The sequence below is a fragment of the Enterobacter sp. FUJ80071 genome (assembly GCF_038739915.1).
Classification (GTDB): domain Bacteria; phylum Pseudomonadota; class Gammaproteobacteria; order Enterobacterales; family Enterobacteriaceae; genus Enterobacter; species Enterobacter kobei.
In genome coordinates this window covers 2,717,016-2,739,636 of record NZ_JBBXKH010000001.1, presented here as the reverse complement: position 1 = coordinate 2,739,636, position 22,621 = coordinate 2,717,016, and the positions used below count along the sequence as shown (strand labels likewise).

Sequence of the window (22,621 nt, the reverse complement as noted above, 5' to 3'; positions counted from 1 at the left end):
TCAGGAACAGGGAACAGGACGGAGCGAATGTATAACATTAAGTTTGTCTATCTTTTCAGCGAGAACGTCTCGCCGGCGCTTTTTGCGAAAATTATCCGCCCGTCCGTCGCCGGGCAGTGGATTATGTCGGTGCCCGACAATTCGCTGCGCTCGCTGTTCACGCGCTACGATTTGCTGCGAACCATCACCGGTGCGAATCCCTATCAGTCCGGGCGCGATACGCGCAAGCTGATCGCGCAGGATCTTGATATGGGCAGAATCGTTGCGATTGACGAAAGTTTTCGCAGCTGGTCATCGGTAACGGAAATTTTTTACATCAATGCCAAAGGGCGGCTTCAGGCCGCCTCGCTCACCGGGCTGGGCTGGTACCCGGTAAGCACTATCGTCGATCGTTACGAAACGATGGTTCGCACCTATGGTTCCCGCCCTGCGCCAACGGAGCTGCCAACTCAGGTGGTGAAATCCAAAGCGGCGCAGGTGCCTGACCAGCCAACGCCTGGCAAAGACGGTAAAACCTATGCGGCGCAGCTGCAGAATATGACCAAAGCCGAACGCTGGCAGGCTCGTAAGGACCTGATTGCGAAGGGCAGCAACAGTCTCTACCCGGATGCGCAGATCGCGGCTAAGCGGTTAGCGGCGAATAACATTGCCGTGGAGAAAGCGAAGCTTGCGGAAAATGTTTATAAGACCGTAAACCCGCTGGAAACGACGCCGGGCGTGCCGGAGGGGTGGACGGATATTAGTAATGATGCCGCCGCGCTGAAGAAGCTTGGGCTAAACCGCAAAGTACTATTCGACAATACCGCCTCGCCTGATTTTCTGGCCCGCGTATATCAACCCGATCCCGAGGTTTTTGGTCGCGATATGAATCCAACGCTCGTGTTCAGAGGATCGCGGCAGCCCGAGTTCTTCCCCATGAAAAACATGGCTGACTGGAAAAATAACGGTGCCCAGGGGCTCGGCATGGCGTCAGATTATTACAAAAGAGCGGTGGGGCTCGGCGAACAGCTCTCTAAATCCGGTCAACAAGTGGACATTGCGGGTCACTCTCTGGGGGGCGGATTAGCCTCTGCTACCGCGATGGCCAGCGGTATGCCGGGATGGACCTTCAACGCGGCCGGTCTGCATCCGGGTACCGTGGAGAAATACGGCGGCAGCCTGCTGGGCAGTACGGAAAATATTCAGGCCTACCGTGTTGAAGGTGAACTGCTGACAAAAATTCAGGAAGTTAACCTTTGGGAAGATTTCAAAACGGTAAAAGGACACATACCGGCACTGATAGCCAAAGAAGAACTTTCTGCCGTCATGCCGAACGCTGCTGGAATTGCACACGACCTCCCGGGTGGAACGGGAGGTGCTCTGGATCGCCATGGTATCGATCAGGCGATTAAGTGTATTGAGCAACAGAAGGATGAAGACATCGCAATCATCGGGAGTCGCGCGTGAAATCATTGATTACAGGCTGGATAGCGCTTTGTTTAATGTTTATGGTTCAGGGGTGCAAGCAAAATATGGATTTAAAACCAGACAACTACTTCAGCGGACAGCAGCTCACCTTAGCGCGTGCCATTGAAGCCGGTGAAGTGAATGAGGTGACTCAGTTAGCTTCGCAAACGGATCTTAATACACCCGGTAAAGAGGACATGACGCTGCTGTTTTGGGCGGTGATGAACTCAATTAACGATAAGAAAACACCCGAGCAGTTAAAAATTATTACCGCGCTGGTCAAAGCGGGGGCAGATCCGCTGCAGCCAAGGCCTAAGGGAGAGAGCAGTCCGGCCGAATATGTGCTGAAAGCGGACAGTGGAGTCTGGATAAAGGCGATGCTGGAGGGCGGATTATCGCCGGATGCCAGGGATAAAACGTTTGGAGAGCCAATTCTCTTCGAAACCCTCGAAGCAAAAAACACCGATACCCTGCAGGCGATGCTTGATGAAGGCGCGGATATCAATATTACCAATTCACTGGGTAATACGTTGCTGATCGCTGCGCTCGATTTTCACTCTTACGATCATGTCATGCTTCTGCTGGAGCGTGGTGCCAACGCAGAGATCAAGGCGGATAATGGCTGGACAATGGCTAATCAGCTGCAGCGGTATCTGAACCGGGCGAAAGAGGGCAGCAACGAATATCAAAAACTCACTGAAATTAAAGACGCGCTTATTCAGCATGGCGGTAAATGGCCTCCTGCGCCGGTGAATAAGTGATGACGTTAAACAGTGCGTTTCTTGAGCAATAATGAGTATTAAAAAGCGGCTTTTCATTTTCTGGGGAACAATGGATGCGCTGGCTGTTGCACTTTACTGCGCACAGTCCGTGCGTCATGGCAGAGTGCCCTTTGTATCCGATATCTCCTCCTTCGGTTTGACAGGAAACGGGCTGTCTGGTGATGGGCATAGCGTTCTGCTGCTGTTCTTTATTTTCGATCTTCTGTTGCTGGTGTCGCTTTTTGCCTCGGCATGGTGCTTTCTGACAGGTAAGCCTGTCGCGAGCAAACTGGCGCTCTGCCAGGAAGTTTTCCGCCCGATCTCCTTCCGGTGTTCGGTAACCCTTTTTCCGCTGTTGTTGAATCTCGCGGGTGTCTCGAACGTCTGTCTAAATAGTATTTTATTTATATTCTCAGAGTTTCTTAAGATCTACTCCCTGTGGATATATCCATACGGAAAGGGGCGTAATACTTGACCTTCAAAGGATAACTTCCTTGAAATGGCAGTTAAAGGGGTGGCATGAATAAACAAAGCTGTACAGGGATGGACTATATTGAAAATGCCCTCGCCGCGATCCAGGAGCGACGGTCTATTCATCCTTTTTTTTCTGTATATAACGTTGCTGAAAATCAAGTGGCTTATGTCAGGGATCTCCTGGCAGGAAAGGAAAAAGATAAAAGTAAGCTTCATACTTTAAATTTAGGCGCTATGGCTGCAAAAGAGTTTGAAACGACTGATGAAGAGCTTGCCCGGCATCTGTCAAATGTAAACTACATCGCTTCGCAGATGGCTGATGGGTTAAAGGTGATCCTTCCACATGAACAAGATAATGAATATCTGAAAAGGCAAAAGCGGTATCGAATTTAAGCTGACGGTGATTTGCGCATCTCCTAAAACTTCTGGTCATAAATCTCCTCTTTGTTAACACTTTTTATTTAGCATAAACCATTACGGAATACAGATTATGCTCAACCGAATTACAGTCCAGCTCCCGGTCGAGGGGCTGCTCTTCTGGAAACTTTCCGGTCGCGAGGCGATGTCCGAGTCGTTCGCCCTGACGCTGACCCTGCTCGGCACGGATGCACGCATTGACCGCAGCAAATTGCTCGGCCAGCCGGTCACGGTGACCATTCCGACGCAGAACCTGCTCTCCTCCCGCTACATCAACGGCAAAGTCACGCGCGTGGCGGTCAGCGCCGTTGAGCTGACGGGCACCCGCTATGCGGTGTACCAGCTGACGGTGGAGCCGGACCTGTGGCCGATGAAGCGCGACCGTAACCTGCGTATTTTCCAGGGCCAGACGGTGCCGCAGATTGTGAAAACCCTGCTGGCTGAACATCAGGTCAACGTGGAGGATAAACTCACCGGCAGTTACCGGGTGTGGGACTACTGCGTGCAGTATCAGGAGTCGAGCCTGGACTTCATCAGCCGCCTGATGGAGCTGGAAGGGATTGCTTATCACTTCAGCCACGAGGCCGACAAGCACACCCTGGTGCTCACCGACGCCGCCACCCAGCATCAGCCGTTCAGCGGCTATGAGGTCATTCCTTACCACCAGACGCCGTCCGGCGGCAGTACGGACGAAGAGGGCATCAGCCAGTGGGCGCTTGAGGACAGCGTGACGCCGGGGATTTACAGCCTCGACGACTATGACTTCCGCAAGCCGAACGCGTGGCTGTTCCAGGCCCAGCAGAACCCGGCGTCGCCGAAGCCGGGCAGCATTGACGTCTACGACTGGCCGGGACGCTTTGTGGAGACCGGGCATGCGGAGTTTTACGCCCGCATTCGCCAGGAGCGCTGGCAGGTTGAGCACCAGCAGATTCAGGCCACCGCCACGGCGGCGGGGATTGCACCGGGCCACACCTTCACCCTGACCAACGCGCCGTTCTTCAGCGATAACGGCGAGTATCTGGTGACGGCGGCGGGGTATCACTTTGAGGAGAACCGTTACGCCAGCGGCGAAGGTGAAACTATTCACAGGACCGATTTCACGGTCATCCCGGCGTCGGTCTCTTATCGCCCGGCGCAGAGCACGGCGTGGCCGCGCACCTACGGCCCGCAGACGGCGAAGGTGGTGGGCCCGAACGGCGAGAGTATCTGGACCGACAAATACGGCCGGGTGAAGGTGAAGTTCCACTGGGACCGTCTGGCGAAGGGAGATGACACCAGCTCCTGCTGGGTGCGCGTGTCGAGCGCGTGGGCGGGCCAGGGCTACGGCGGGGTGCAAATCCCGCGCGTCGGCGACGAGGTGGTGGTGGATTTTATCAACGGCGACCCGGATCGGCCGATTATTACCGGGCGCGTGTACAACGACGCGAGCATGCCGCCGTGGGCGCTGCCGGCGGCGGCGACGCAGATGGGGTTTATGAGCCGCACGAAAGACGGCTCCGTGGACAACGCCAACGCCCTGCGCTTTGAGGACAAGGCGGGTGCAGAGCAGGTGTGGATCCAGGCCGAGCGCAACATGGACACCAGCGTTAAAAACGATGAAACGCACAGCGTCGGCGGCGAGCGCAGCCATTACGTGAAGAAAAATGAACTGCATCGTGTGGAAGCGAACCAGACCCAGGCTGTCAAAGGTGGGACAGAGATCCTGACCGGCAAAGGCAAGCTGGATGCGGCGGTGGAGCAGTACGTCATTGCTTCCGGGACGAAGCTGCGGCTGGTCTCAGGGGAAAGCGCCATTGAGCTGAATGCTAACGGCAAGATTAACCTGATCGGTAAAGAGTTTAACTTCTTTGTGGAAGGGGATGGTTATATCACCACGGGCGGTAAGCTGCACCTGAATACCTCGGGAACCAAGCCGGGCACTACGGCACCGGGATCGGGACATAAAGGGGATATTGATGCGGCTGTGCAGGCGAAGTTTACGCCAAAAGATGAGTAAGGCCGGTGCGGTGCTTATCGCATTGCGCCGTTGTCATTTAAGATCACTAAACAAAATGAATATATCAATTTCTACAATGCTGACGATTTCAAACTGGATGATGGAACGAGCATTACCGAAATTGGTTTACGTTTAAGCAAAGATAACGGCGACATGGCGCCTTTACTAAATTTTTCACCGTCAGGTCAATGCATAACGCTTGATACCGTTAAAATGCACTTTCCGCAACTGGTGCTCACTGACTATCCGCAAGGCCGCTCTGAGAATGAAGTGACCAGTTATACTGCGCCAAAAGACAGTAATGGACAAAAGGTGAGCTTCAGTTTCACCGTGAAAAAACCTGAATGTCTGGATTCTGTCGTCATAAGCGCCGAATAAGAAACACAGCTCCCATGTCCTGGCGGTGTTTCCAGCGGTGAGAAGCGCGATAAATATTCATTGAATGACAATTAATATGAAAAAACACACTCCGACATTTCTTTTTTCAGCCTTGATGTTTACCTGTCTGAGCAGCAATGTGGTTTTGGCTCAGGTGATGCCTTCCGTTCTGACAAAACGGGATTTTTCTGTGCAGATTAAAGACCAGCCTGTCGCATTGGGCGACAGATGGACTCCTGATATTGCCCGTAAAATTGACGTGCCGCTTGAAGGCCATTTTGTCGGTGAAGTTCCTTTTGACGGAACAAACTATAAATTCTACCAGCATCAAAAGGCTGGGTTAGAAATATTCAGTTCCAACCTCTGGTGGGATAAAGCAGAAAGAAGCGTTGACGATTACATCGTGTCCCAGATTACGCTGACTGCCTCAGATATTTTAACGCCGCGTGGCATTCATGTGGGTTCAACAATCAGAGATCTGAACAATGCATACGGCGATGGTCAGTTCGAAAATGATTCCGGGGAGAAGTGGATTTCCTATGAATTGGGTAAGAAATTGCTCTCTTTTAAGGTTATAGACAGTCAGGTTGTGAAAATAACCATGAATTACGAAAATGGTACTTCAGAGTGATTTATGACCAAAAAATATTTGGCAGTCGCATTGTTCACCGCTTTATTGACAGGCGTCGTTGAAACGTCATCGGCGCTTGAATTATCGCAATACAATAAGCTCGAAACGGTTAGCCGCAAAGGGAAAAACGTTTCGCGACTCCGCAGGTAAAATAATCGGCTCAACGTACAAGAATGGCGAAATCGTTTATACCGTGACGTATGCACCCGCGAAACTGGTTGTCAGCAAAGGCAGCCAGGTTTTTGTCGAACAGTCAGGTCAATGGCGTAAATAATAAAACAGCCAGCCCAAAGGGCCAGCATGGATTGGCCTTCTTGTTTCTCACAATATTAACCATCCCGAGTTCACTTATGAAATACACCCTCCAGGAAGGTTCGTTTTCCCTTTTTCCTGCTGCCTGGCAGGATAACAGTATGAATATTATTCGCGATGACGAAAGCGGATTATCCGTGGTGGTCAGCCGCGGCGTCATTCCGGACGGCAGTGACTACGAACAAGAGTTTCACCGCCAGTGGGATGTGCTGCGTCCTCAGATGGGCGAAATTGCTCAGAGCGAATTCCGGAATGTAAAAGCCGGCCCTGACGGAAAAATTAACGGGCTAGAAGTTGAGACCACCTTCGACCGTAACGGGCAACGCCTGTGGCAAAAACAGCTGGCCGTACAGACGCCGGGCAAACCGGTATTGATGATTTTTACCCTCTCAGCACTCAGAGCGTTCACCGAAGAGGACGAGGGGCGCTGGAGCGCGCTTAAGCAAAGTCTGACGCTAAACGACAACCGGAATGTGTAAGGCATGAGCGATAACAACGCGGCCCGTAAGGGCGACGAGATTATTCACTCCAGCATTTTTGCTGACATCACCAGCATTGTGGCGGAAGGTGCCGCCTATGCGGTGATCGGTGCGGCGGTAGGCGCTGCTGCAACCGTAGCGGCGCCACTGCTGGGGGCGGGGGCCGCGGCAGCAGGCGTGGCGGCAATTGGATCCAGCTGTCTGTTAAGCGGGATTATCGGCGGCGTGCTGGCGAACGTGGCAGGGATCACTGACGATATCAGCAATGCCGCGGAAGGGTTGGGCAATGCGCTTTTCCCTCCGTCGCCTGCGGGCAAAATTACCACCGGTTCGAATAACGTTCTGACGAATGCGATCCCCGCCGCGCGCGCGGCCGGAACGTTGACGCCTGCGGATACCCCTTCCCCTGAACCGCAGTCTCCGGGCAGTTTTGCCGATTACGCAGGGATGCTGCTTTCCGCCGCCGGACAATTTGGCAGCGAAATGTGGCAGCCGAGCGTGGCCTCTGCCGCGGCGGGGACCTCGCCACTGGAAGAAGACAAGGTGGCGTGCGAAAAACACTCCGGGCCGCAGTATCTGGCGGAAGGCTCCAAAAGCGTCTTTATCAACGGACAGCCTGCGGTGCGCGCAAAAGATCGCACCACCTGCGAAGGCACCATTTCCGACGATGTCTCCCCGAACGTGATCATTGGCGGCGACACGCTTACGGTTCGCGATATCAAAAGCGGTAAAACGCCGGGACTGGCGCTGGGGATGATTGCGCTCTCCCTGCTGCGCGGACGTCCGGGCAAGATTCTTAAAAACATGCCCTGCGCGCTGGCGGCGGCCGGCGGCGGGATGCTGGCCGATATGGCCGTGAATGCCGTGTTTGGCTCCTCGCATCCGGTTCACGCCGCCACCGGCGTAAAGGTACTGAATGACGACGATGAACTCGATTTCTCGCTGCCGGGGCGCTTCCCGCTTCGCTGGCAGCGCAGCTATAACAGCCTGACCACCCGCGAAGGGCTGTTCGGGCTGGGCTGGGCAACCCCCTTTGACAGCTATCTGACGCTGGAAGAAAACAACGCCACCTGGTTCGACGAAACCGGGCGTGAGCTGAGCTTCGAGCTGCCGCCTGTCGACCGCGCGTTTTACAGCATCAGCGAAGGCATTATTATCCGCCGCAATGAGAGCGGCGACGTCGCGATCGCCGATGATGACGGTGCGGTATGGCGTCTGTATAAACCGACCCGGGCGAATCCATCTATCCTGCGTCTCGCCTCCCTCAGCGACGAATACGGCAACGCGCTGCTGACGGAGTGGGACGAGCACGGCAGGCTGGTCGGCCTTCACGACGAGCCGCGGGCAATCGACGTCACCCTGAGCTACGAAGATGAACGTTTCCCGCAGCGCGTTACCGCAGCCAGCCATTTCGACGGCAACCGTTCCTGGCCGCTGATGCAGTGGCGCTACGATGCGGGCGGCCAGCTGGCGAGCGCGACGGATGCCTCCGGCGTGGTGACGCGTGAATACCGCTATAACGACCGTGGCCTGATGGTCTGGCACCGCCTGCCTGGTGGGCTGGAAAGTGAATACCGCTGGCAAAAATTCGACCACTGGCGGGTGGTGGAAAACCGCACCAGCACCGGCGACGGGTGCCGCTTTAGCTATGATTTAGCTGCCGGGCTGACGACCGTCGAGCACTACGATGGTCAGACGCGTAAGCACTACTGGAACGCGCAAAATCTGATTGTCCGCTACGTTGACGAGCGTGGTGAAACCTGGCGCTACGAGTGGGATGACAACGAACTTCTGACCCGTCGCGTCGATCCCCTCGGCAATGCCGTTACCTTTGTCTACGACGAAATGGGCAATCGGGTGCAGGAGATCGACGCCGACGGCAATACCCGTACCACCACCTGGCTGGAGCACCGCGCGCTTCCGGCGGCCATTATCGAAGCCGACGGCAGCGCGACCCGTTTCTGGTACGACGAACATCACGGCCTGAAGCGCGTGGTCGACCCGATGGGGCAGACCACGCTCCTGCACCGGGATGAGTTTGGTCAGGTGATTGAGGAGGTCGATGCCGCCGGAAACAGCCGCTACCAGGAGTATAACGACGCCGGGCAGATGGTACGTGCGACGGACTGTTCCGGGCGCATTACCCGCTACCGTTATCATCCGCTCGGCTGGCTGGTGGCCGAGACTGGCGCCGACGGCGAAGAGACGCGCTATCGCTACGACGCGGCAGGACGTCCGGTGCAGCTCGATCGTCCGGAAGGCTGGACGGAGTCACTTGCATGGAACGAGCGCGGCCTGCCGGTGAAGCATGCGGGCGCTGACGGGAAAGAAAGCGAGTTCAGATACGATGACGCAGGGCGCTTAACCGCCACCCGCAATACTCAGGGGGAAGAGGTGCGCCGCCGCTGGGACAGCCGCGGGCGTCTGGTTGCCCTGGAAAACGAAAACGGCGAAGCGTACCGGTTCCGCTGGGGCGCGGACTCGCTGCTTCTGGAAGAGACAGGGCTTGATGGCGTGGCCTCTCAGTATTGCTACGACGCCTGCGGGCGCACGATAGCGCGCACCTTTGCCGCCGGTCACCCGGAGGCCATCACCCACGCCTTCGCCTGGAGCGCAAGCGGCCAGCTGGTCGCCCGCACCACGCCGGAAGGACAGACCCGCTATCATTACACACCATCCGGGCTATTAAGCCGGATCGGGCTGCATCCTGCGCTTTCAGCCGACGCATGGACCACCGAGGCCGAGCAGGAGCTTGCCTTTGACTATGACGCGCTCGGTCGCGTGACGCGCGAGGCGGGCGAACACGGCGAGCTGGCGTGGGAGTATGACGCGCTGGGCAACCGCACCTCCGTCACGCTGCCCGATGGCCGCGAGCTGAAACAGTTCTACTACGGCAGCGGGCATCTGCTCGGTATTGCCCTCGATAAGCTGTCGGTCTCTGATTTCACCCGCGACGAACTCCACCGGGAGACCAGCCGCACTCAGGGGCTGCTGACCACCCGCAGCGAGTACGACCGCCTCGGTCGACTGCATCGCCGGGATGTCTTCACTGGCAATGCCCAACGCCCGTCGCCGCGCCGCTGGTCTCGCCGCTGGGATTACGATTACCGCAATAACCTGGTGCGGGAAGAGCGGGACGATAATCCGTTCAGCTGGTACCGCTGGCAGTATGACAGCGCCGGGCGCCTGCTGGTTCAGGACGGCTCGCTGCCCGGACAGGAGCAGTGGCGCTGGGATGCCGCCGGTAACCCGCTCGAAGGGGCTGCTGAGAAGGTCACGCATAACCGCCTGACGCAACTGAACGGCATTCGCTGGCGCTATGACACCCACGGCCGCACCGTGGAGAAAGATAACGGCCAGACCCGCTGGCACTACCGCTACGACGGTGAACATCGCCTGACGGAAGTCATCAGCCAGCCGCGGGACCGCAACAAACCGCAGACGCAGGTCAGCTTCCGCTACGATCCGCTCGGACGACGCATTAGCAAAACGCGACGCCAGATGCTGGGCGGACAGCCAACCGGCAAGCCGGTCAGCACCCGGTTTGTCTGGGAAGGTTTCCGCCTGCTGCAGGAAGTGCACGGGGACGTGCCGCTAACCTACGTCTACAGCGATCAGGACAGCTACGATCCGCTGGCGCGTATCGACGGCGTTGATGCCCCGGAGATCTTCTGGTTCCACTGCCAGCCCAACGGTACGCCGGAGCGGATGACGGATAGCGAAGGGCAGGTACGCTGGGAAGGGGTGAACAGCGCCTGGGGCAAGCTGCTGCGGGAAAGCGAGACGCAAGTATCAGGATATTCTCAGAACCTGCGGATGCAGGGGCAATACCTGGACCGTGAGACAGGGCTGCACTACAATCTGTTCCGGTATTACGACCCGGACTGCGGGCGGTTTACGCAGCAGGACCCGATAGGTCTGGCGGGGGGGATAAACCTTTACCAGTATGCGCCGAATGCGCTGGGGTGGATGGATCCGTGGGGGTTGAGTCGTAAATGTAAGGATCCTTCTAAAGAAGCGACTCAGTGGCAAGGACCTCTTAATAAAGATTATAAAGGTATTGATAGTTACTCGAACAGAACGCTTAAAAAAGGAACGATCCTCTATGCATTGCATCCAAATGGTGATCAGTTACCTGCATATACCGTAACTCATCCTACAGTTAGGCAATATAAAGGTGATTCATTAGGATATCATGAGGCGTTACAAGTGAAACTTAACCCAGATTTCCCTGTACGAACCAAAGTTAGGGCATATTATGTATCTGAGGATATATTTGTTGCTAGTGGTCGTGCAACGGCGAATCCTCAGTTCGGAAAGGGGGGGGGGATGCAGTTTTACATACCTGAAGAAGCAAGAGGTAAATTAATTCCTGGTAAGGTTATAGATATATGAAAAAGATGACATTTAATGTAAAAAATGGGAATGTTAAAATTGATGATTATCCTATTGAACTTAGTTCTTTTGAAATATTTACTTCATCTGAGTTTTACAAAACCCATCCGCAATTTACTAAGATAGGTAAATTTTATTTTTCGAAAAATGATATTGAATGGGAAGGGCAGAATTTTATCGTAGAGTTCAGACCAGCAATTTTCTCATTTAATCCATCTCTTTTTCTTACAAGTAAAGACGGAGATTTTTATCAATCACTCAAAGATTGGGATAAGAGGGCATCGTTAAAAAATCTAGAAGAGGAAGAAAGACGATTGACAGAATGGGTTCAAAATAAATTTTCCAGAAACAATATGGGAAAGATAAATAAGCCTCCATATGGAACAAAATGGACTTATGAATGGGGAGAGATAACAGTGCAATCAAATGAAAGATCCTTTGATTGTGGGATATATATTGAATGGAATCTTAATCTCTGATGGTAATAAATCGTACATTACATATATGAGTTATCCATCCATGGAACGGAAGCCATATTGTCCAGTAGTGATATTTAAATTTATTATAGATGACTGCCTTATTTAGTATGCGAGATAAAAAATCGGATTAATCCCTTTTTTCTAAATGAAATAATAATCTTCTTTGTACATCTTTTATAAGTGGGTCTAAAAAGGAGGGATGTATAATGAAAATGCATAAAGAATAGTTAGATAATAATTCTGAAAAGATTGCATTTATGGCGGAATGAATTACTCGCCTTCAGATTTCGCTATAAATACTTTAATTGAACTTTCAAGAAAAAATCAAGATATGGCGTGGGTTATTAGTAAATGCTATGAAGTAAAGAGAGTCTCAAGACACAACTGAAACTATTCAAACGTTATTCAGGAAGTTCAGTATGTCGCCATCTTTAACAGTGTAATTTTTTCCTTCTGCATGCAGAGGGCGCTGACCACCCGTAGGGAGTACGACTGTCTTGGTCGACTGCATCGCCGGGATGTATACACTGGCAATGCCCAGCGCCCGTCACCGCGACGCCAGATGTTGGGCGGACAGCCAACCGGCAAGCCGGTCACTACCCGGTTCGTCTGGGAGGGGTTCCGCCTGCTGCAGGAGGTGAACGGGGACGTGCCGCTGACCTACGTCTACAGCGATCAGGACAGTTACGATCCGCTGGCGCGTGTCGATGGCGTTGATGCCCCGGAGATCTTCTGGTTCCACTGCCAGCCCAACGGTACGCCGGAGCGGATGACGGATATCGAAGGGCAGGTGCGCTGGGAAGGGGTGAACAGCGCCTGGGGCAAGCTGCTGCGGGAAAGTGAGACGCAGGTATCAGGATATTCTCAGAACCTGCGCATGCAGGGGCAATACCTGGACCGTGAGACAGGGCTGCACTACAGTCTGTTCCGGTATTACGACCCGGACTGCGGGCGGTTTACGCAGCAGGACCCGATAGGGCTGGCGGGGGGGATAAACCTTTACCAGTATGCGCCGAATGCGCTGGGGTGGATCCGTGGGGGTTGAGTCGTAAATGTAAGGATCCATCTAAAGAAGCAACAAAGTGGCAAGGCCCTGGAAATGATGATTATCCCGGTATTGATGTTTATAAGAATAGGAAGCTGAAAAAAGGTATAATTCTTTATGCTCTTTACCCGAATGGGAATCAACAACCCTCATATACTGTGACATTCCCAACAGTCAATCAATATAGAGGCGATCCTTTGGGTTATCATCAAGTGCTACAGGTAAAATTAGATCCTCGATGGTCTGTACGTACGAAATTAAGGGCTTTCTATGTAAGCGAAGACATAGATGTTGCTTACGGTAGAGCTGCAGCCAATAAGTTGTATGGAGATGGGGGAGGACTTCAGTCCTTAACCCCAGGAAAGATTTTAGATATATGATAAACTTAAATTTTAATGCGAAAACGGGAAAGCTAATTTTCGATGGTCTAACTTTAGAGATTGATACTGAAGAAGGATTTTGCAACAGTAAACTTTATCACAAACTAAATACGTTTAATGCTGTAAAGAAATACATGCCTTATCACTATCTTATTGATCCGGTGTTTTTTTGCGATAAAGAATTTGAAATTAACATACGGCCAATATGTTTTGGTTTTCCTTTTATGGTTCATCTTGTCGATAAAGATAGTGAATATTATAAATCCCTAAAGGACTGGGATGCAAGAACTAATATTAACATGCTAAATAACTCAGTGAAAAGCTTGTCTGATTGGCTAAGCCTTTCTCTGAATTTAGGGGCTCCTGATATTACGAAAACAGAAATGATTAGATGGGATTATGAATGGGGCCGAATTTCTGTCTCGTATGAGACAAAGTCATTCAACCATGGCATACATATAGTTTGGAATTCAATATAATCAATAACTAAGGCTTGCCTAAATTAAGTTATTGACTAATAACATCATCCATTTACTTTTAATCTTACTTGTTATTATTGGAGTTAAAAGTTATAGAGAAAATGAAAATAACTAATCGACTTAAAAAGAAGTTATTAGTCCTCGATGGCATTGACAATGATTTCATAGAGTATGGAAAGGAAATATCATGCCCTGAGTGTGACGGGGTAATAGTCTACTCTATCGTAAACTCATATGAGTTTGACACGCTTACTGAAGAGGTAAAAAGCTTTTTGGTTAAGAAAATGAGAGGTGTGAAGCTTGTTAGTGAACATAAGAAATATAGCTACGACGATAGCCAATTAGATGTTTCGAAAAATACATGTTCAAAGTGTTTGAAAGATTTTTCTAGTGTATTAACGTATAAAGAAGTGCAACCAGCACGATACCGGGTATATCTTGTGGGGCTTTTTGAAGGTGATTTGAAAAAGATCAACCTTTAAAGGTTGAGGTTTACCAATGATTGAAAATCTCATTTATTTTAAAGAAAATAACCTGCTTCATTGGGCTAGTGGTGAAAGTAACAGAGTGGTTAGTATGCCATTTTTAGACCATGCAATGGTCGACTCAACACGCCAGTTAGTCTTTGCGTTAAGCGAACCAAAGCCATTACCAACCGTTTTGACCATCTTCAATGCGCAGGGTGAAAAACCATTTTGGTCAGCACCTCCTGAAGGCGCAGCTTTCTATTACTTAACTTTCAACCTGTCAAAGCAAGTGGTTGTGGTCTGTAGCTATGCGGAAAAGCAAAACGGCTGGCATGATTGGTTTTATTCCTGGGATATGAAGCGTAACGCGCTGTCTCTATCGGGCCCTGCGTATTAACATCAAAAGCACCAAAAAATGATAACAATAACCGGTGGCAAAAGAGGGCTGCATAAGCAGTTCCAACAAGCGGTTTAAAACAGAGCTAAGAGGCAAAGGATGAGCACGGTTTACATTGTCATTTTAACCTATATCAAACCACTCGAAGAGATTGACGCAGCGATACATGCTCATGTTGAGTGGCTAAAAAAGGGGTATTCAGAGGGGATTTTCCTGGCATCCGGTAGACGGATCCCAAGAAACGGTGGGGTCATTCTCGCTAAGTGTGAAAGTCTTGCCTCTCTTGAAGAGCGCTTGCGCGAGGATCCTTTTCAGGCGTTAAAGCTAGCGACTGTTGAAATCATTCCCTTTGAACCCAGCATGAAAACAGAACTCCTGGAAAATGTGTTTTAACCCTCGAATAAAAAAATCCACGCCAAAGCGTGGATTTTTTTCATTCAAAACAAATCAGACGTTAAACAGGAAGTTCATCAGATCGCCATCTTTAACGATGTAATCTTTCTCTTTCTCACGCATCTTGCCTGATTCTTTCTTGCCTTGCTCACCTTGTTCTCAATAAGCTGTCGGTCTCCGACTTTGCCCGCGACGAACTCCACCGTGAAACCAGCCGCACCCAGGGGCTGCTGACCACCCGCAGCGAGTACGACCACCTTGGACGACTGCATCGCCGGGACGTCTTTACCGGCAATGCTCACCGCCCGTCGCCGCGCCGCTGGTCCCGCTGCTGGGATTACGATTACCGCAATAACCTGGTGCGGGAAGAGCGGGACGATAATCCGTTCAGCTGGTACCGCTGGCAGTACGACAGCGCCGGGCGCCTGCTGGTTCAGGACGGCTCGCTGCCCGGACAGGAGCAGTGGCGCTGGGATGCCGCCGGTAACCCGCTCGAAGGGGCTGCTGAGAAGGTCACGCATAACCGCCTGACGCAGCTGAACGGCATTCGCTGGCGTTATGACATTCACGGCCGCACCGTGGAGAAGGATAACGGCCAGACCCGGTGGCACTACCGCTACGACGGCGAGCACCGCCTGACGGAGGTCATCAGCCAGCCGCGGGATCGCAACAAACCGCAGACGCAGGTCAACTTCCGCTACGATCCGCTCGGACGACGGATCAGCAAAACGCGTCGCCAGATGCTGGGCGGGCAGCCAACCGGCAAGCCGGTCACTACCCGTTTTGTCTGGGAGGGGTTCCGCCTGCTGCAGGAAGTGCACGGGGATGTGCCGCTGACCTACGTCTACAGCGATCAGGACAGCTACGATCCGCTGGCGCGTATCGACGGCGTGGATGCCCCGGAAATCTTCTGGTTCCACTGTCAGCCCAACGGCACGCCGGAGCGGATGACGGATATCGAAGGGCAGGTGCGCTGGGACGCGGTGAACAGCGCCTGGGGCAAGCTGCTGCGGGAAAGCGAAACGCAGGTATCAGGATATTCTCAGAACCTGCGCATGCAGGGTCAATACCTGGATCGTGAGACAGGGCTGCACTACAATCTGTTCCGGTATTACGACCCGGACTGCGGACGGTTTACGCAGCAGGACCCGATAGGGCTGGCGGGGGGGATAAACCTTTACCAGTATGCGCCGAATGCGCTGGGGTGGGTGGATCCGTGGGGGTTGAGTAGGTGTTCATCCTCAGGTAAATATAAGCCTGGAACCATTCTGGGACGTGCAGTCTATAAAAATACTGTTGATATACATCCAGGTGTCCCTAAGTCGGTTCATCCGTCAGTTCATCCTTCAATCAAAGCGAAAGTTAAGGATGGTTGGACAAATGTTGATTTGATGAAGAATGGCTATGCTCCGATTGGCACGGATGGAAAACAAGTTAACCTCCATCATGTTCTTGGACAAGAGCCTGGACCGATGGTGGAAATTCTTTCATCAACGCATAAGCTGTATCATAAGCAATTGCATGGATTAATTGAGAATGGTGGGAGTTTTAGAAATACTCCTGAACTTGATAGGCAGTACAACAGATTTAGAAGCGCGTATTGGAAGTTGAGATCATTGGATTTTTAATAGGGTGTAAAAGATGACTATCAAAACTGCAATTGAGCATTTAGATAAGAATGCTACAGACGAGGTGTTTTGGTTAGGCCCGGTTGATCTAGAGCAGATTGACATACTTGAAAATAATCTGGGTATTAAACTCCCACTTGATTTTAAAGAGTTCTTACATTTGGTTGGCGGCGGCGGTGTAATTGGAGAGGAGATCTCAGGAGTAGTTGATAACAATGCACTCGAAGAATCCGGAGGTGCTGTTTTTTATGATACAAATTATTGCCGGACTGAGTTCTCCCTTCCTGAAAACTATGCAGTTATCTATTTCAAAGATGACGAAGTTTGTTGGTGTATAGACTGTGGCGGCAAAACTTTTGGTCGAGTTATTAATTATGATCTGTTTTCCAGAAAAGAAACAAACACTTTAAACGCTTCGTTTTCTGAGTTTTTTGATAATTATGTGAAATTACGGACATGATTTTTTTTTAAGTAAATTTTGATCTTTTCAATCAAGAGCTAACATTATAAGGTCTATGATGGAACTTGGGCCTTATAATGTAAATGGATCCCAAGAAACGGTGGCGTCATTCTTGCTAAATCTGAGTGTCTTGCCTCTCTTGAGGAGCGATTACGCGAGGATCCTTTTCAGAGGTTAAAGCTTGCGACTGTTGAGATCATTCCATTTGAACCCAGCATGAAAACAGAACTCCTGGAAAATGTGTTTTAACCCTCGAATAAAAAAATCCACGCCAAAGCGTGGATTTTCTTCATTCAAAACCAATCAAACGTTAAACAGGAAGTTCATCACATCGCCATCTTTAACAATGTAATCTTTCCCTTCCGCACGCATCTTGCCTGCTTCTTTCGCGCCTTGCTCACCCTTGTAAGTGATGAAGTCTTCAAACGCGATAGTCTGCGCGCGAATAAAACCTTTCTCGAAGTCGGTGTGGATCTTACCGGCTGCCTGAGGCGCAGTTGCACCCACAGGAATCGTCCAGGCACGGACTTCTTTCACGCCAGCGGTGAAGTAGGTCTGCAGGTTCAGCAGCTCATAACCCGCGCGAATTACGCGGTTCAGACCCGGCTCTTCCAGACCCAGCTCGGCCATGAACTCTTCACGGTCAGCGTCGTCCAGCTCGGCGATATCAGATTCAACGGCAGCGCATACAGCCACAACGACAGAACCTTCCGCCGCGGCGATTTCACGCACTTTGTCCAGATACGGGTTGTTCTCAAAACCGTCTTCGTTAACGTTGGCGATGTACATGGTTGGCTTCAGGGTCAGGAAGCTCAGGTATTTGATCGCCGCCTTGTCTTCTTCCGTCAGGTTTTTCAGCGCGCGCAGCATGCCCGCGTTTTCCAGCTGTGGCAGACATTTTTCCAGCGCAGCCAGTTCCGCTTTCGCGTCTTTATCGCCGCCTTTGGCTTTCTTCTGCACGCGGTGAATCGCGCGTTCGCAGGTGTCGAGGTCAGAGAGCGCCAGCTCGGTGTTGATGACGTCGATGTCGTCAGCCGGATCCACTTTGTTGTTGACGTGGATGATGTTGTCGTTCTCGAAGCAGCGCACAACGTGGCCGATCGCTTCGGTTTCACGAATGTTGGTCAGGAACTGGTTACCCAGACCTTCACCTTTGGAGGCGCCTTTTACCAGGCCCGCGATGTCAACGAACTCCATGGTGGTCGGCAGAATGCGCTGTGGCTTCACGATCTCCGCGAGCTGATCCAGACGCGGGTCGGGCATTGGCACAACCCCGGTGTTCGGTTCGATGGTACAGAACGGGAAGTTCGCCGCTTCGATACCCGCTTTGGTAAGCGCGTTAAACAGGGTGGATTTGCCCACGTTTGGCAGACCGACGATACCGCATTTGAATCCCATTTCTAAATCACCTTAATATCTTGATAATCAATCGGTTAACGATAACCGATTGATGAAAAGTAAATAACTCTGCCTATTATACACGTAACCCGCATCACGCGCGGTAAAAAAGCCGTATCGGGCGGATTATTGCGCTTTGAAAGCGTGCAGGCGGTTTGTCGCTTTGGTTAAGCCATCCTTCAGCCAAATTTCAGTGCAGCGCACCGCTTCGTCTACCGCCTCGTCAATTAGCTTCTGCTCAGAAACCGGGGGCTTACCTAACACAAAACCAACAACTTTGTTTTTATCGCCCGGATGGCCGATTCCTACGCGCAAACGGTGGAAATTCGGGTTATTGCCCAGCTTGCTGATAATATCTTTCAGACCGTTATGGCCCCCGTGCCCGCCGCCCAGTTTGAATTTTGCCACGCCGGGTGGGAGGTCCAGCTCATCGTGAGCCACCAGAATTTCATCCGGATTGATGCGATAAAACGTTGCCATTGCCGCCACGGCTTTACCGCTCAGGTTCATAAAGGTGGTGGGTACCAGCAGGCGCACATCTGCGCCAGCAAGGTTGATACGTGAGGTATAGCCGAAGAATTTAGGTTCTTCGCGCAGGGGAGCACGCAACCGCTCGGCCAGCAGATCAACATACCATGCCCCGGCATTGTGGCGAGTGGCCGCATATTCTGCGCCCGGGTTGGCGAGGCCGACAATCAGTTTAATCGTCACGATTCAATTCCTAATGGGTTCCAGATCTGGCGCGTAGTTTACTGTCTGGCGCGCCGCTTGACAAAATTCTGCAATCGTCACGGCGAAAGTCGAATAATTACTCATCTGAACAATTAGAATTTCAAGCTGTTCAACGCCTTATTTGTAAACTTTTGTTTGGGAGTTATCCGTAAATGTGATCATTCACGCAACTCATAAAAGGGGCGTTGTCTATACTTTACACACAAGGATTAGGGGCTTTTCCCCTGACAACCCAAAGTTCCGGAGGTGACACATGAAACGCAAAAACGCTTCGTTACTCGGTAACGTGCTGATGGGGTTGGGGCTGTTCGTGATGGTTGTCGGCGTGGGTTATTCAATTTTAAACCAATTGCCGCAGCTTGATCTCCCGCAATACTTCGCGCATGGCGCGGTACTGAGCATTTTCCTCGGTGCAGTATTGTGGCTTGCCGGGGCGCGCGTGAGCGGACATGAAGAAGTCTGCGATAAATACTGGTGGGTGCGCCATTATGATAAACGTTGTCGCAGGGATCAGCACAAGCACAGCTAGTACCTGATAAAGAACACCGAACGACTCCCAAGGGAGTCGTTTTTTTTGCATGGAGTATTGACCCTCACGTAACGTAAGGCTCCAGAGTGGGTGCACTGGCAAAGTAAAAAGGAGCAATTATGTTGATTCAGGTGGGTGAGCTTGCGAAACGGGCCGGTATCACCGTGCGGACATTGCATCACTATGAGCAAACAGGGTTGTTGCTGCCTTCTGCCAGAAGTGCGGCAGGTTACCGGCTTTACAACCTGGCAGATGTCCAGCGTCTGCACATGATCCAGACGCTGGCAAAAGCGGGGCTGGAACTTGCTGAAATCAGGGATTTTCTGGAACAGGCGTCGCTGTCGTTAACCGAGTTACTCGATGCGCAAATCACGCTGTTGGATAAACAGCTTTGCAGCATACATACGCTGCGCGACCGGCTGGTGGAATTGCGCACCGGGCTTCGCGACGATGCGACGCCGGATCTGGAATCCTGGCTACAGACGCTGGAGTTAATGAATATGTACGATCGCTGGTTTAGCAAAGAAGAGTTACAGCAGCTGCCGTTTGCGGTGCAGAAGGAGGCACTGGCGGCTATCTGGTCAGGGCTGGTTACAGAGGCCAACATACTTCTGGAGCAACATATCCCCGTTACGGATGCGCGAGCCATGGAGCTGGCGACGCGCTGGATGGAACGCCTGGAGCAGGACACGGCGGGCAAGCCAGAGTTTCTTACCCGGCTGAACGAAATGCACAGCGTTGAGCCGCAAATGCAGGCGCAGACTGGCATCACGCCGGAGATGACGGAGTACATTACCCGGGCGTTTGCTGAATCTAAGCTCAACATATGGGAGAAGTATCTCACCGCCGAAGAGATGGCCTTTACCAGGGCACACTACTTTGACCGCATGATGGAGTGGCCGCCGCTGGTGGCGAAACTGCATCAGGCGCAGCGGAAAAGTATCGATCCTGCCTGTGAGGAGGCGCAAAAGCTGGCTGAAAACTGGCTGGCGTTATTCCAGTCGTATGCGGGAACAAACCCGGAAACCCAGCAAAAGTTTCGCGCGGCCATGCAGCAGGAGCCGCAGCTGATGAAAGGAACATGGATGTCGCCTGCTGTGCTTGCATGGCTCCAGCAGGCCATCGGGATAATGATGCAGAGACGTTTCTCCGCATCAGGTGAATCACAGATCCGCTAACGCCGCTTCCCGGTTAGGGTAGAAAGAGAGTCGGCCAGGGATCGGCTGTACGCCCGCGCGCGCCATGGTGCGCAGCGGCTGGAATTCCAGGTTACTCACCCGCAGCTCGCAGCCTTCCGGCAGACGTTGTACGAAGCGCTGGAAGGCGTCCAGGCCCCCGGCATCCAGCACCGGTACGGCATCCCATTTCAATACCACAATCCGTTTGCCCGCGATACGAGTTTCCAGTTCGCTGAACAGGCCTTCCGCCGCGGCGAAGAACAGCGGGCCAATTACGCGCAGCACCAGCACATCATCAGGCACCTCTACGTTGACCGGCGAAAGGCGCGTCATCTGTGCAATGCGGCGCATAAACAGCAGGGAAGCCAGCACGATCCCGACGCTGATGGCGATAACCATATCGAACAGCACCGTCAGCGACATACAGATCAACATTACGATGATGTCGTCTTTTGGTGCACGACGCAGCAGGTTGACCACCTTATGCGCCTCACTCATGTTCCAGGCCACCATCAGCAGCAGCGCGGCCATAGCGGAAAGCGGCAGCCAGGAGAGCAGGGGGGCAAGGATCAGCAGAGCGAGGATCACCAGCACGGAGTGGATAACCGCCGAAACGGGGGAGGTTGCTCCCGCGCGCACGTTCGCCGCTGAACGGGCGATGGCTGCCGTTGCGGTAATACCGCCAAAGAACGGGGCGATGAGATTGCCTAACCCCTGACCGACCAGTTCGCTGTTGGCTTTATGTTTGGTGCCGGTCATGCCGTCGAGCACGACGGCGCAGAGCAGAGATTCAATGGCCCCCAGCATTGCCATAGAGAATGCGGCGGGAAGCAAGGCGCGCAGGGAATCCCAGCTTAAGGTAAAGCTGGAGCCAGGCATGTCCCACGGCAGTACCAGTTGCGGTAACAGTTGCGGAATGCCGCTACCCTGAGAACCGTCCGCCAGCACATAATGGAACTGCGAGCCGATCGTCGCGACATGACCACCGAACATATTGACGATAGCCATTACTGCGCAACCCAGCAGCAGCGCGGGAAGGTGACCCGGCAGACGAATCCCTAAACGAGGCCAGACAATCAGCGTACCCAGCGTCACAATCCCGATGGCGGCGTCGCCCAGGTTGGCCGTAGGCAGTGCCATAAACAGCGCGCCTACTTTTTGCAGATAATGTTCCGGTACATGAGGCATCTGCAGACCGAGAAAATCTTTGATCTGCATGGTTCCGATGGTGATCCCGATCCCTGAGGTGAACCCGAGCGTGACGGAAAGGGGAATGTACTCAATCAGGCGGCCAAAGCGGGCCAGGCCAAAGAGAATCAAAAACAGGCCTGACATCAGGGTGGCAACCAGCAGGCCTGCAAGACCAAACTGTTGCGAAACCGGGTAGAGGATCACCACAAAAGCGGCGGTCGGGCCGGAGACGCTGAAGCGTGAACCACCGGTCAGGGCGATGACAATCCCGGCAACGGCCGAGGTGTAGAGGCCGTACTGTGGTGCAACGCCGCTACCAATCGCCAGCGCCATCGCCAGCGGTATGGCGATAATGCCGACGGTGATCCCGGCAATCAGGTCACGGACAAAACGTGACGAGGTGTACTTCTCTTTCCAGCAAGCGTCGATGAGGGCGCGAAAGGGCAGAACATGTGAGGAGGCTACGTTTTTCACAATTATCTATCATCCGAGTGCGCATCATCTGTCATATGAATGGCAGGTGAAGGAGGCATTAATCATACAAATAAAACCTAAAGACAAAAAAACCCGCCGCAG

General features: G+C 52.5%; 21 protein-coding genes and 3 pseudogenes. 20 read left to right on the top strand and 4 right to left on the bottom strand.

Annotated elements, in window-relative coordinates:
- Positions 1 to 27 precede the first annotated feature (27 nt).
- From AAER43_RS13370 to AAER43_RS13300, 15 genes and pseudogenes are all read left to right on the top strand, one after another.
- Entirely contained in the window at positions 28 to 1,446 is a 1,419-nt protein-coding gene (locus tag AAER43_RS13370; RefSeq protein ID WP_045134160.1) for a phospholipase A(1), read from the top strand.
- Positions 1,443 to 2,207: an ankyrin repeat domain-containing protein gene (locus AAER43_RS13365; protein ID WP_057057970.1), complete on the top strand. Its 765-nt coding sequence runs from the start codon at positions 1,443 to 1,445 to the stop codon at positions 2,205 to 2,207. The genes AAER43_RS13370 and AAER43_RS13365 overlap by 4 nt, the downstream gene beginning before the upstream one ends.
- A 31-nt stretch (positions 2,208 to 2,238) precedes the next feature.
- Positions 2,239 to 2,682 (top strand): hypothetical protein, encoded by a 444-nt coding sequence (locus AAER43_RS13360; protein WP_045134158.1) that lies wholly within the window; start codon positions 2,239 to 2,241, stop codon positions 2,680 to 2,682.
- Positions 2,683 to 2,726: 44 nt separating this feature from the next.
- Complete coding sequence (locus tag AAER43_RS13355; RefSeq protein ID WP_057057972.1) at positions 2,727 to 3,074, top strand: immunity protein Tsi6 family protein; 348 nt, start codon at positions 2,727 to 2,729, stop codon at positions 3,072 to 3,074.
- Positions 3,075 to 3,171: 97 nt separating this feature from the next.
- A complete protein-coding gene (gene tssI, locus AAER43_RS13350; RefSeq protein WP_110820237.1) occupies positions 3,172 to 5,094 on the top strand; it encodes a type VI secretion system tip protein TssI/VgrG in 1,923 nt (640 codons plus the stop codon).
- 30 nt (positions 5,095 to 5,124) lie between these two features.
- Entirely contained in the window at positions 5,125 to 5,472 is a 348-nt protein-coding gene (locus AAER43_RS13345) for a hypothetical protein (protein ID WP_081343549.1), read from the top strand.
- Between the two features lie 76 nt (positions 5,473 to 5,548).
- A complete protein-coding gene (locus AAER43_RS13340; RefSeq protein WP_074165033.1) occupies positions 5,549 to 6,103 on the top strand; it encodes a hypothetical protein in 555 nt (184 codons plus the stop codon).
- Between the two features lie 350 nt (positions 6,104 to 6,453).
- Positions 6,454 to 6,894 (top strand): DcrB-related protein, encoded by a 441-nt coding sequence (locus AAER43_RS13335; RefSeq protein WP_057057978.1) that lies wholly within the window; start codon positions 6,454 to 6,456, stop codon positions 6,892 to 6,894.
- Positions 6,895 to 6,897: 3 nt separating this feature from the next.
- On the top strand, positions 6,898 to 11,289 hold the full coding sequence (locus AAER43_RS13330) for an RHS repeat-associated core domain-containing protein (RefSeq protein WP_057057980.1): 4,392 nt from the start codon (positions 6,898 to 6,900) through the stop codon (positions 11,287 to 11,289).
- On the top strand, positions 11,286 to 11,768 hold the full coding sequence (locus tag AAER43_RS13325; protein WP_023330597.1) for a hypothetical protein: 483 nt from the start codon (positions 11,286 to 11,288) through the stop codon (positions 11,766 to 11,768). Before AAER43_RS13330 ends, AAER43_RS13325 begins: the two co-directional genes overlap by 4 nt.
- A 553-nt stretch (positions 11,769 to 12,321) precedes the next feature.
- Positions 12,322 to 13,193 (top strand): annotated as a pseudogene (locus AAER43_RS13320) (RHS repeat-associated core domain-containing protein); the annotation flags it as partial.
- Entirely contained in the window at positions 13,190 to 13,672 is a 483-nt protein-coding gene (locus AAER43_RS13315; protein WP_023330595.1) for a hypothetical protein, read from the top strand. The pseudogene AAER43_RS13320 and the gene AAER43_RS13315, both read left to right, overlap by 4 nt.
- A gap of 101 nt (positions 13,673 to 13,773) precedes the next feature.
- Positions 13,774 to 14,154, top strand: a complete 381-nt coding sequence (locus AAER43_RS13310) for a hypothetical protein (protein WP_032629020.1) — start codon at positions 13,774 to 13,776, stop codon at positions 14,152 to 14,154.
- Between the two features lie 16 nt (positions 14,155 to 14,170).
- Positions 14,171 to 14,536 (top strand): hypothetical protein, encoded by a 366-nt coding sequence (locus AAER43_RS13305; RefSeq protein WP_023330594.1) that lies wholly within the window; start codon positions 14,171 to 14,173, stop codon positions 14,534 to 14,536.
- Positions 14,537 to 14,635: 99 nt separating this feature from the next.
- Complete coding sequence (locus AAER43_RS13300; protein ID WP_014884201.1) at positions 14,636 to 14,929, top strand: YciI family protein; 294 nt, start codon at positions 14,636 to 14,638, stop codon at positions 14,927 to 14,929.
- A gap of 54 nt (positions 14,930 to 14,983) precedes the next feature.
- On the opposite strand, the pseudogene AAER43_RS13295 reads toward AAER43_RS13300, so the two are convergent.
- Positions 14,984 to 15,085, bottom strand: a pseudogene (locus AAER43_RS13295) (DUF933 domain-containing protein); the annotation flags it as partial.
- A 2-nt stretch (positions 15,086 to 15,087) separates the two neighbouring features.
- Here AAER43_RS13295 and AAER43_RS13290 point away from each other — a divergent pair.
- The 3 genes and pseudogenes from AAER43_RS13290 to AAER43_RS13280 form a co-directional block, all read left to right on the top strand.
- A pseudogene (locus AAER43_RS13290) lies at positions 15,088 to 16,158 on the top strand (RHS repeat-associated core domain-containing protein); the annotation flags it as partial.
- Entirely contained in the window at positions 16,138 to 16,557 is a 420-nt protein-coding gene (locus tag AAER43_RS13285) for an HNH/ENDO VII family nuclease (protein ID WP_256373051.1), read from the top strand. The pseudogene AAER43_RS13290 and the gene AAER43_RS13285, both read left to right, overlap by 21 nt.
- 13 nt (positions 16,558 to 16,570) lie before the next feature.
- Positions 16,571 to 17,017: an SMI1/KNR4 family protein gene (locus AAER43_RS13280; protein WP_023330592.1), complete on the top strand. Its 447-nt coding sequence runs from the start codon at positions 16,571 to 16,573 to the stop codon at positions 17,015 to 17,017.
- A 303-nt stretch (positions 17,018 to 17,320) separates the two neighbouring features.
- Here the strand turns inward: AAER43_RS13280 and ychF are convergent, their stop codons facing one another.
- Both ychF and pth read right to left on the bottom strand, forming a co-directional pair.
- The gene (ychF, locus tag AAER43_RS13275; protein WP_010432886.1) at positions 17,321 to 18,415 is read right to left on the bottom strand and encodes a redox-regulated ATPase YchF; all 1,095 of its coding nucleotides are present in this window, start codon (positions 18,413 to 18,415) and stop codon (positions 17,321 to 17,323) included.
- Between the two features lie 126 nt (positions 18,416 to 18,541).
- Positions 18,542 to 19,126 carry an aminoacyl-tRNA hydrolase gene (gene pth, locus AAER43_RS13270; protein ID WP_014884200.1) on the bottom strand — a complete coding sequence of 195 codons (585 nt, stop codon included), beginning with the start codon at positions 19,124 to 19,126 and terminating at the stop codon, positions 18,542 to 18,544.
- 274 nt (positions 19,127 to 19,400) lie between these two features.
- On the opposite strand from pth, the gene ychH reads away from it, so the two are divergent.
- Positions 19,401 to 19,676 carry a stress-induced protein YchH gene (gene ychH, locus AAER43_RS13265; RefSeq protein WP_008499505.1) on the top strand — a complete coding sequence of 92 codons (276 nt, stop codon included), beginning with the start codon at positions 19,401 to 19,403 and terminating at the stop codon, positions 19,674 to 19,676.
- Positions 19,677 to 19,795: 119 nt separating this feature from the next.
- Positions 19,796 to 20,854, top strand: a complete 1,059-nt coding sequence (locus AAER43_RS13260) for a MerR family transcriptional regulator (RefSeq protein WP_045134151.1) — start codon at positions 19,796 to 19,798, stop codon at positions 20,852 to 20,854.
- On the opposite strand, the gene dauA is transcribed toward AAER43_RS13260, so the two are convergent.
- Positions 20,840 to 22,519, bottom strand: a complete 1,680-nt coding sequence (dauA, locus tag AAER43_RS13255) for a C4-dicarboxylic acid transporter DauA (RefSeq protein WP_014884198.1) — start codon at positions 22,517 to 22,519, stop codon at positions 20,840 to 20,842. The genes AAER43_RS13260 and dauA overlap by 15 nt on opposite strands.
- Positions 22,520 to 22,621 lie beyond the last annotated feature (102 nt).

Excerpts from the sequence above, each read along its gene's own strand:
- AAER43_RS13340 (WP_074165033.1), top strand. The coding sequence starts at position 5,549 with ATGAAAAAACACACTCCGACATTTCTTTTTTCAGCCTTGATGTTTACC.
- AAER43_RS13335 (WP_057057978.1), top strand. The coding sequence starts at position 6,454 with ATGAAATACACCCTCCAGGAAGGTTCGTTTTCCCTTTTTCCTGCTGCC.
- AAER43_RS13305 (WP_023330594.1), top strand. The coding sequence starts at position 14,171 with ATGATTGAAAATCTCATTTATTTTAAAGAAAATAACCTGCTTCATTGG.
- ychF (WP_010432886.1), bottom strand. The coding sequence starts at position 18,415 with ATGGGATTCAAATGCGGTATCGTCGGTCTGCCAAACGTGGGCAAATCC.
- AAER43_RS13360 (WP_045134158.1), top strand. The coding sequence starts at position 2,239 with ATGAGTATTAAAAAGCGGCTTTTCATTTTCTGGGGAACAATGGATGCG.
- AAER43_RS13315 (WP_023330595.1), top strand. The coding sequence starts at position 13,190 with ATGATAAACTTAAATTTTAATGCGAAAACGGGAAAGCTAATTTTCGAT.
- AAER43_RS13260 (WP_045134151.1), top strand. The coding sequence starts at position 19,796 with ATGTTGATTCAGGTGGGTGAGCTTGCGAAACGGGCCGGTATCACCGTG.
- AAER43_RS13300 (WP_014884201.1), top strand. The coding sequence starts at position 14,636 with ATGAGCACGGTTTACATTGTCATTTTAACCTATATCAAACCACTCGAA.
- AAER43_RS13370 (WP_045134160.1), top strand. The coding sequence starts at position 28 with ATGTATAACATTAAGTTTGTCTATCTTTTCAGCGAGAACGTCTCGCCG.
- AAER43_RS13325 (WP_023330597.1), top strand. The coding sequence starts at position 11,286 with ATGAAAAAGATGACATTTAATGTAAAAAATGGGAATGTTAAAATTGAT.
- tssI (WP_110820237.1), top strand. The coding sequence starts at position 3,172 with ATGCTCAACCGAATTACAGTCCAGCTCCCGGTCGAGGGGCTGCTCTTC.
- AAER43_RS13280 (WP_023330592.1), top strand. The coding sequence starts at position 16,571 with ATGACTATCAAAACTGCAATTGAGCATTTAGATAAGAATGCTACAGAC.
- AAER43_RS13330 (WP_057057980.1), top strand. The coding sequence starts at position 6,898 with ATGAGCGATAACAACGCGGCCCGTAAGGGCGACGAGATTATTCACTCC.
- ychH (WP_008499505.1), top strand. The coding sequence starts at position 19,401 with ATGAAACGCAAAAACGCTTCGTTACTCGGTAACGTGCTGATGGGGTTG.
- AAER43_RS13355 (WP_057057972.1), top strand. The coding sequence starts at position 2,727 with ATGAATAAACAAAGCTGTACAGGGATGGACTATATTGAAAATGCCCTC.
- AAER43_RS13310 (WP_032629020.1), top strand. The coding sequence starts at position 13,774 with ATGAAAATAACTAATCGACTTAAAAAGAAGTTATTAGTCCTCGATGGC.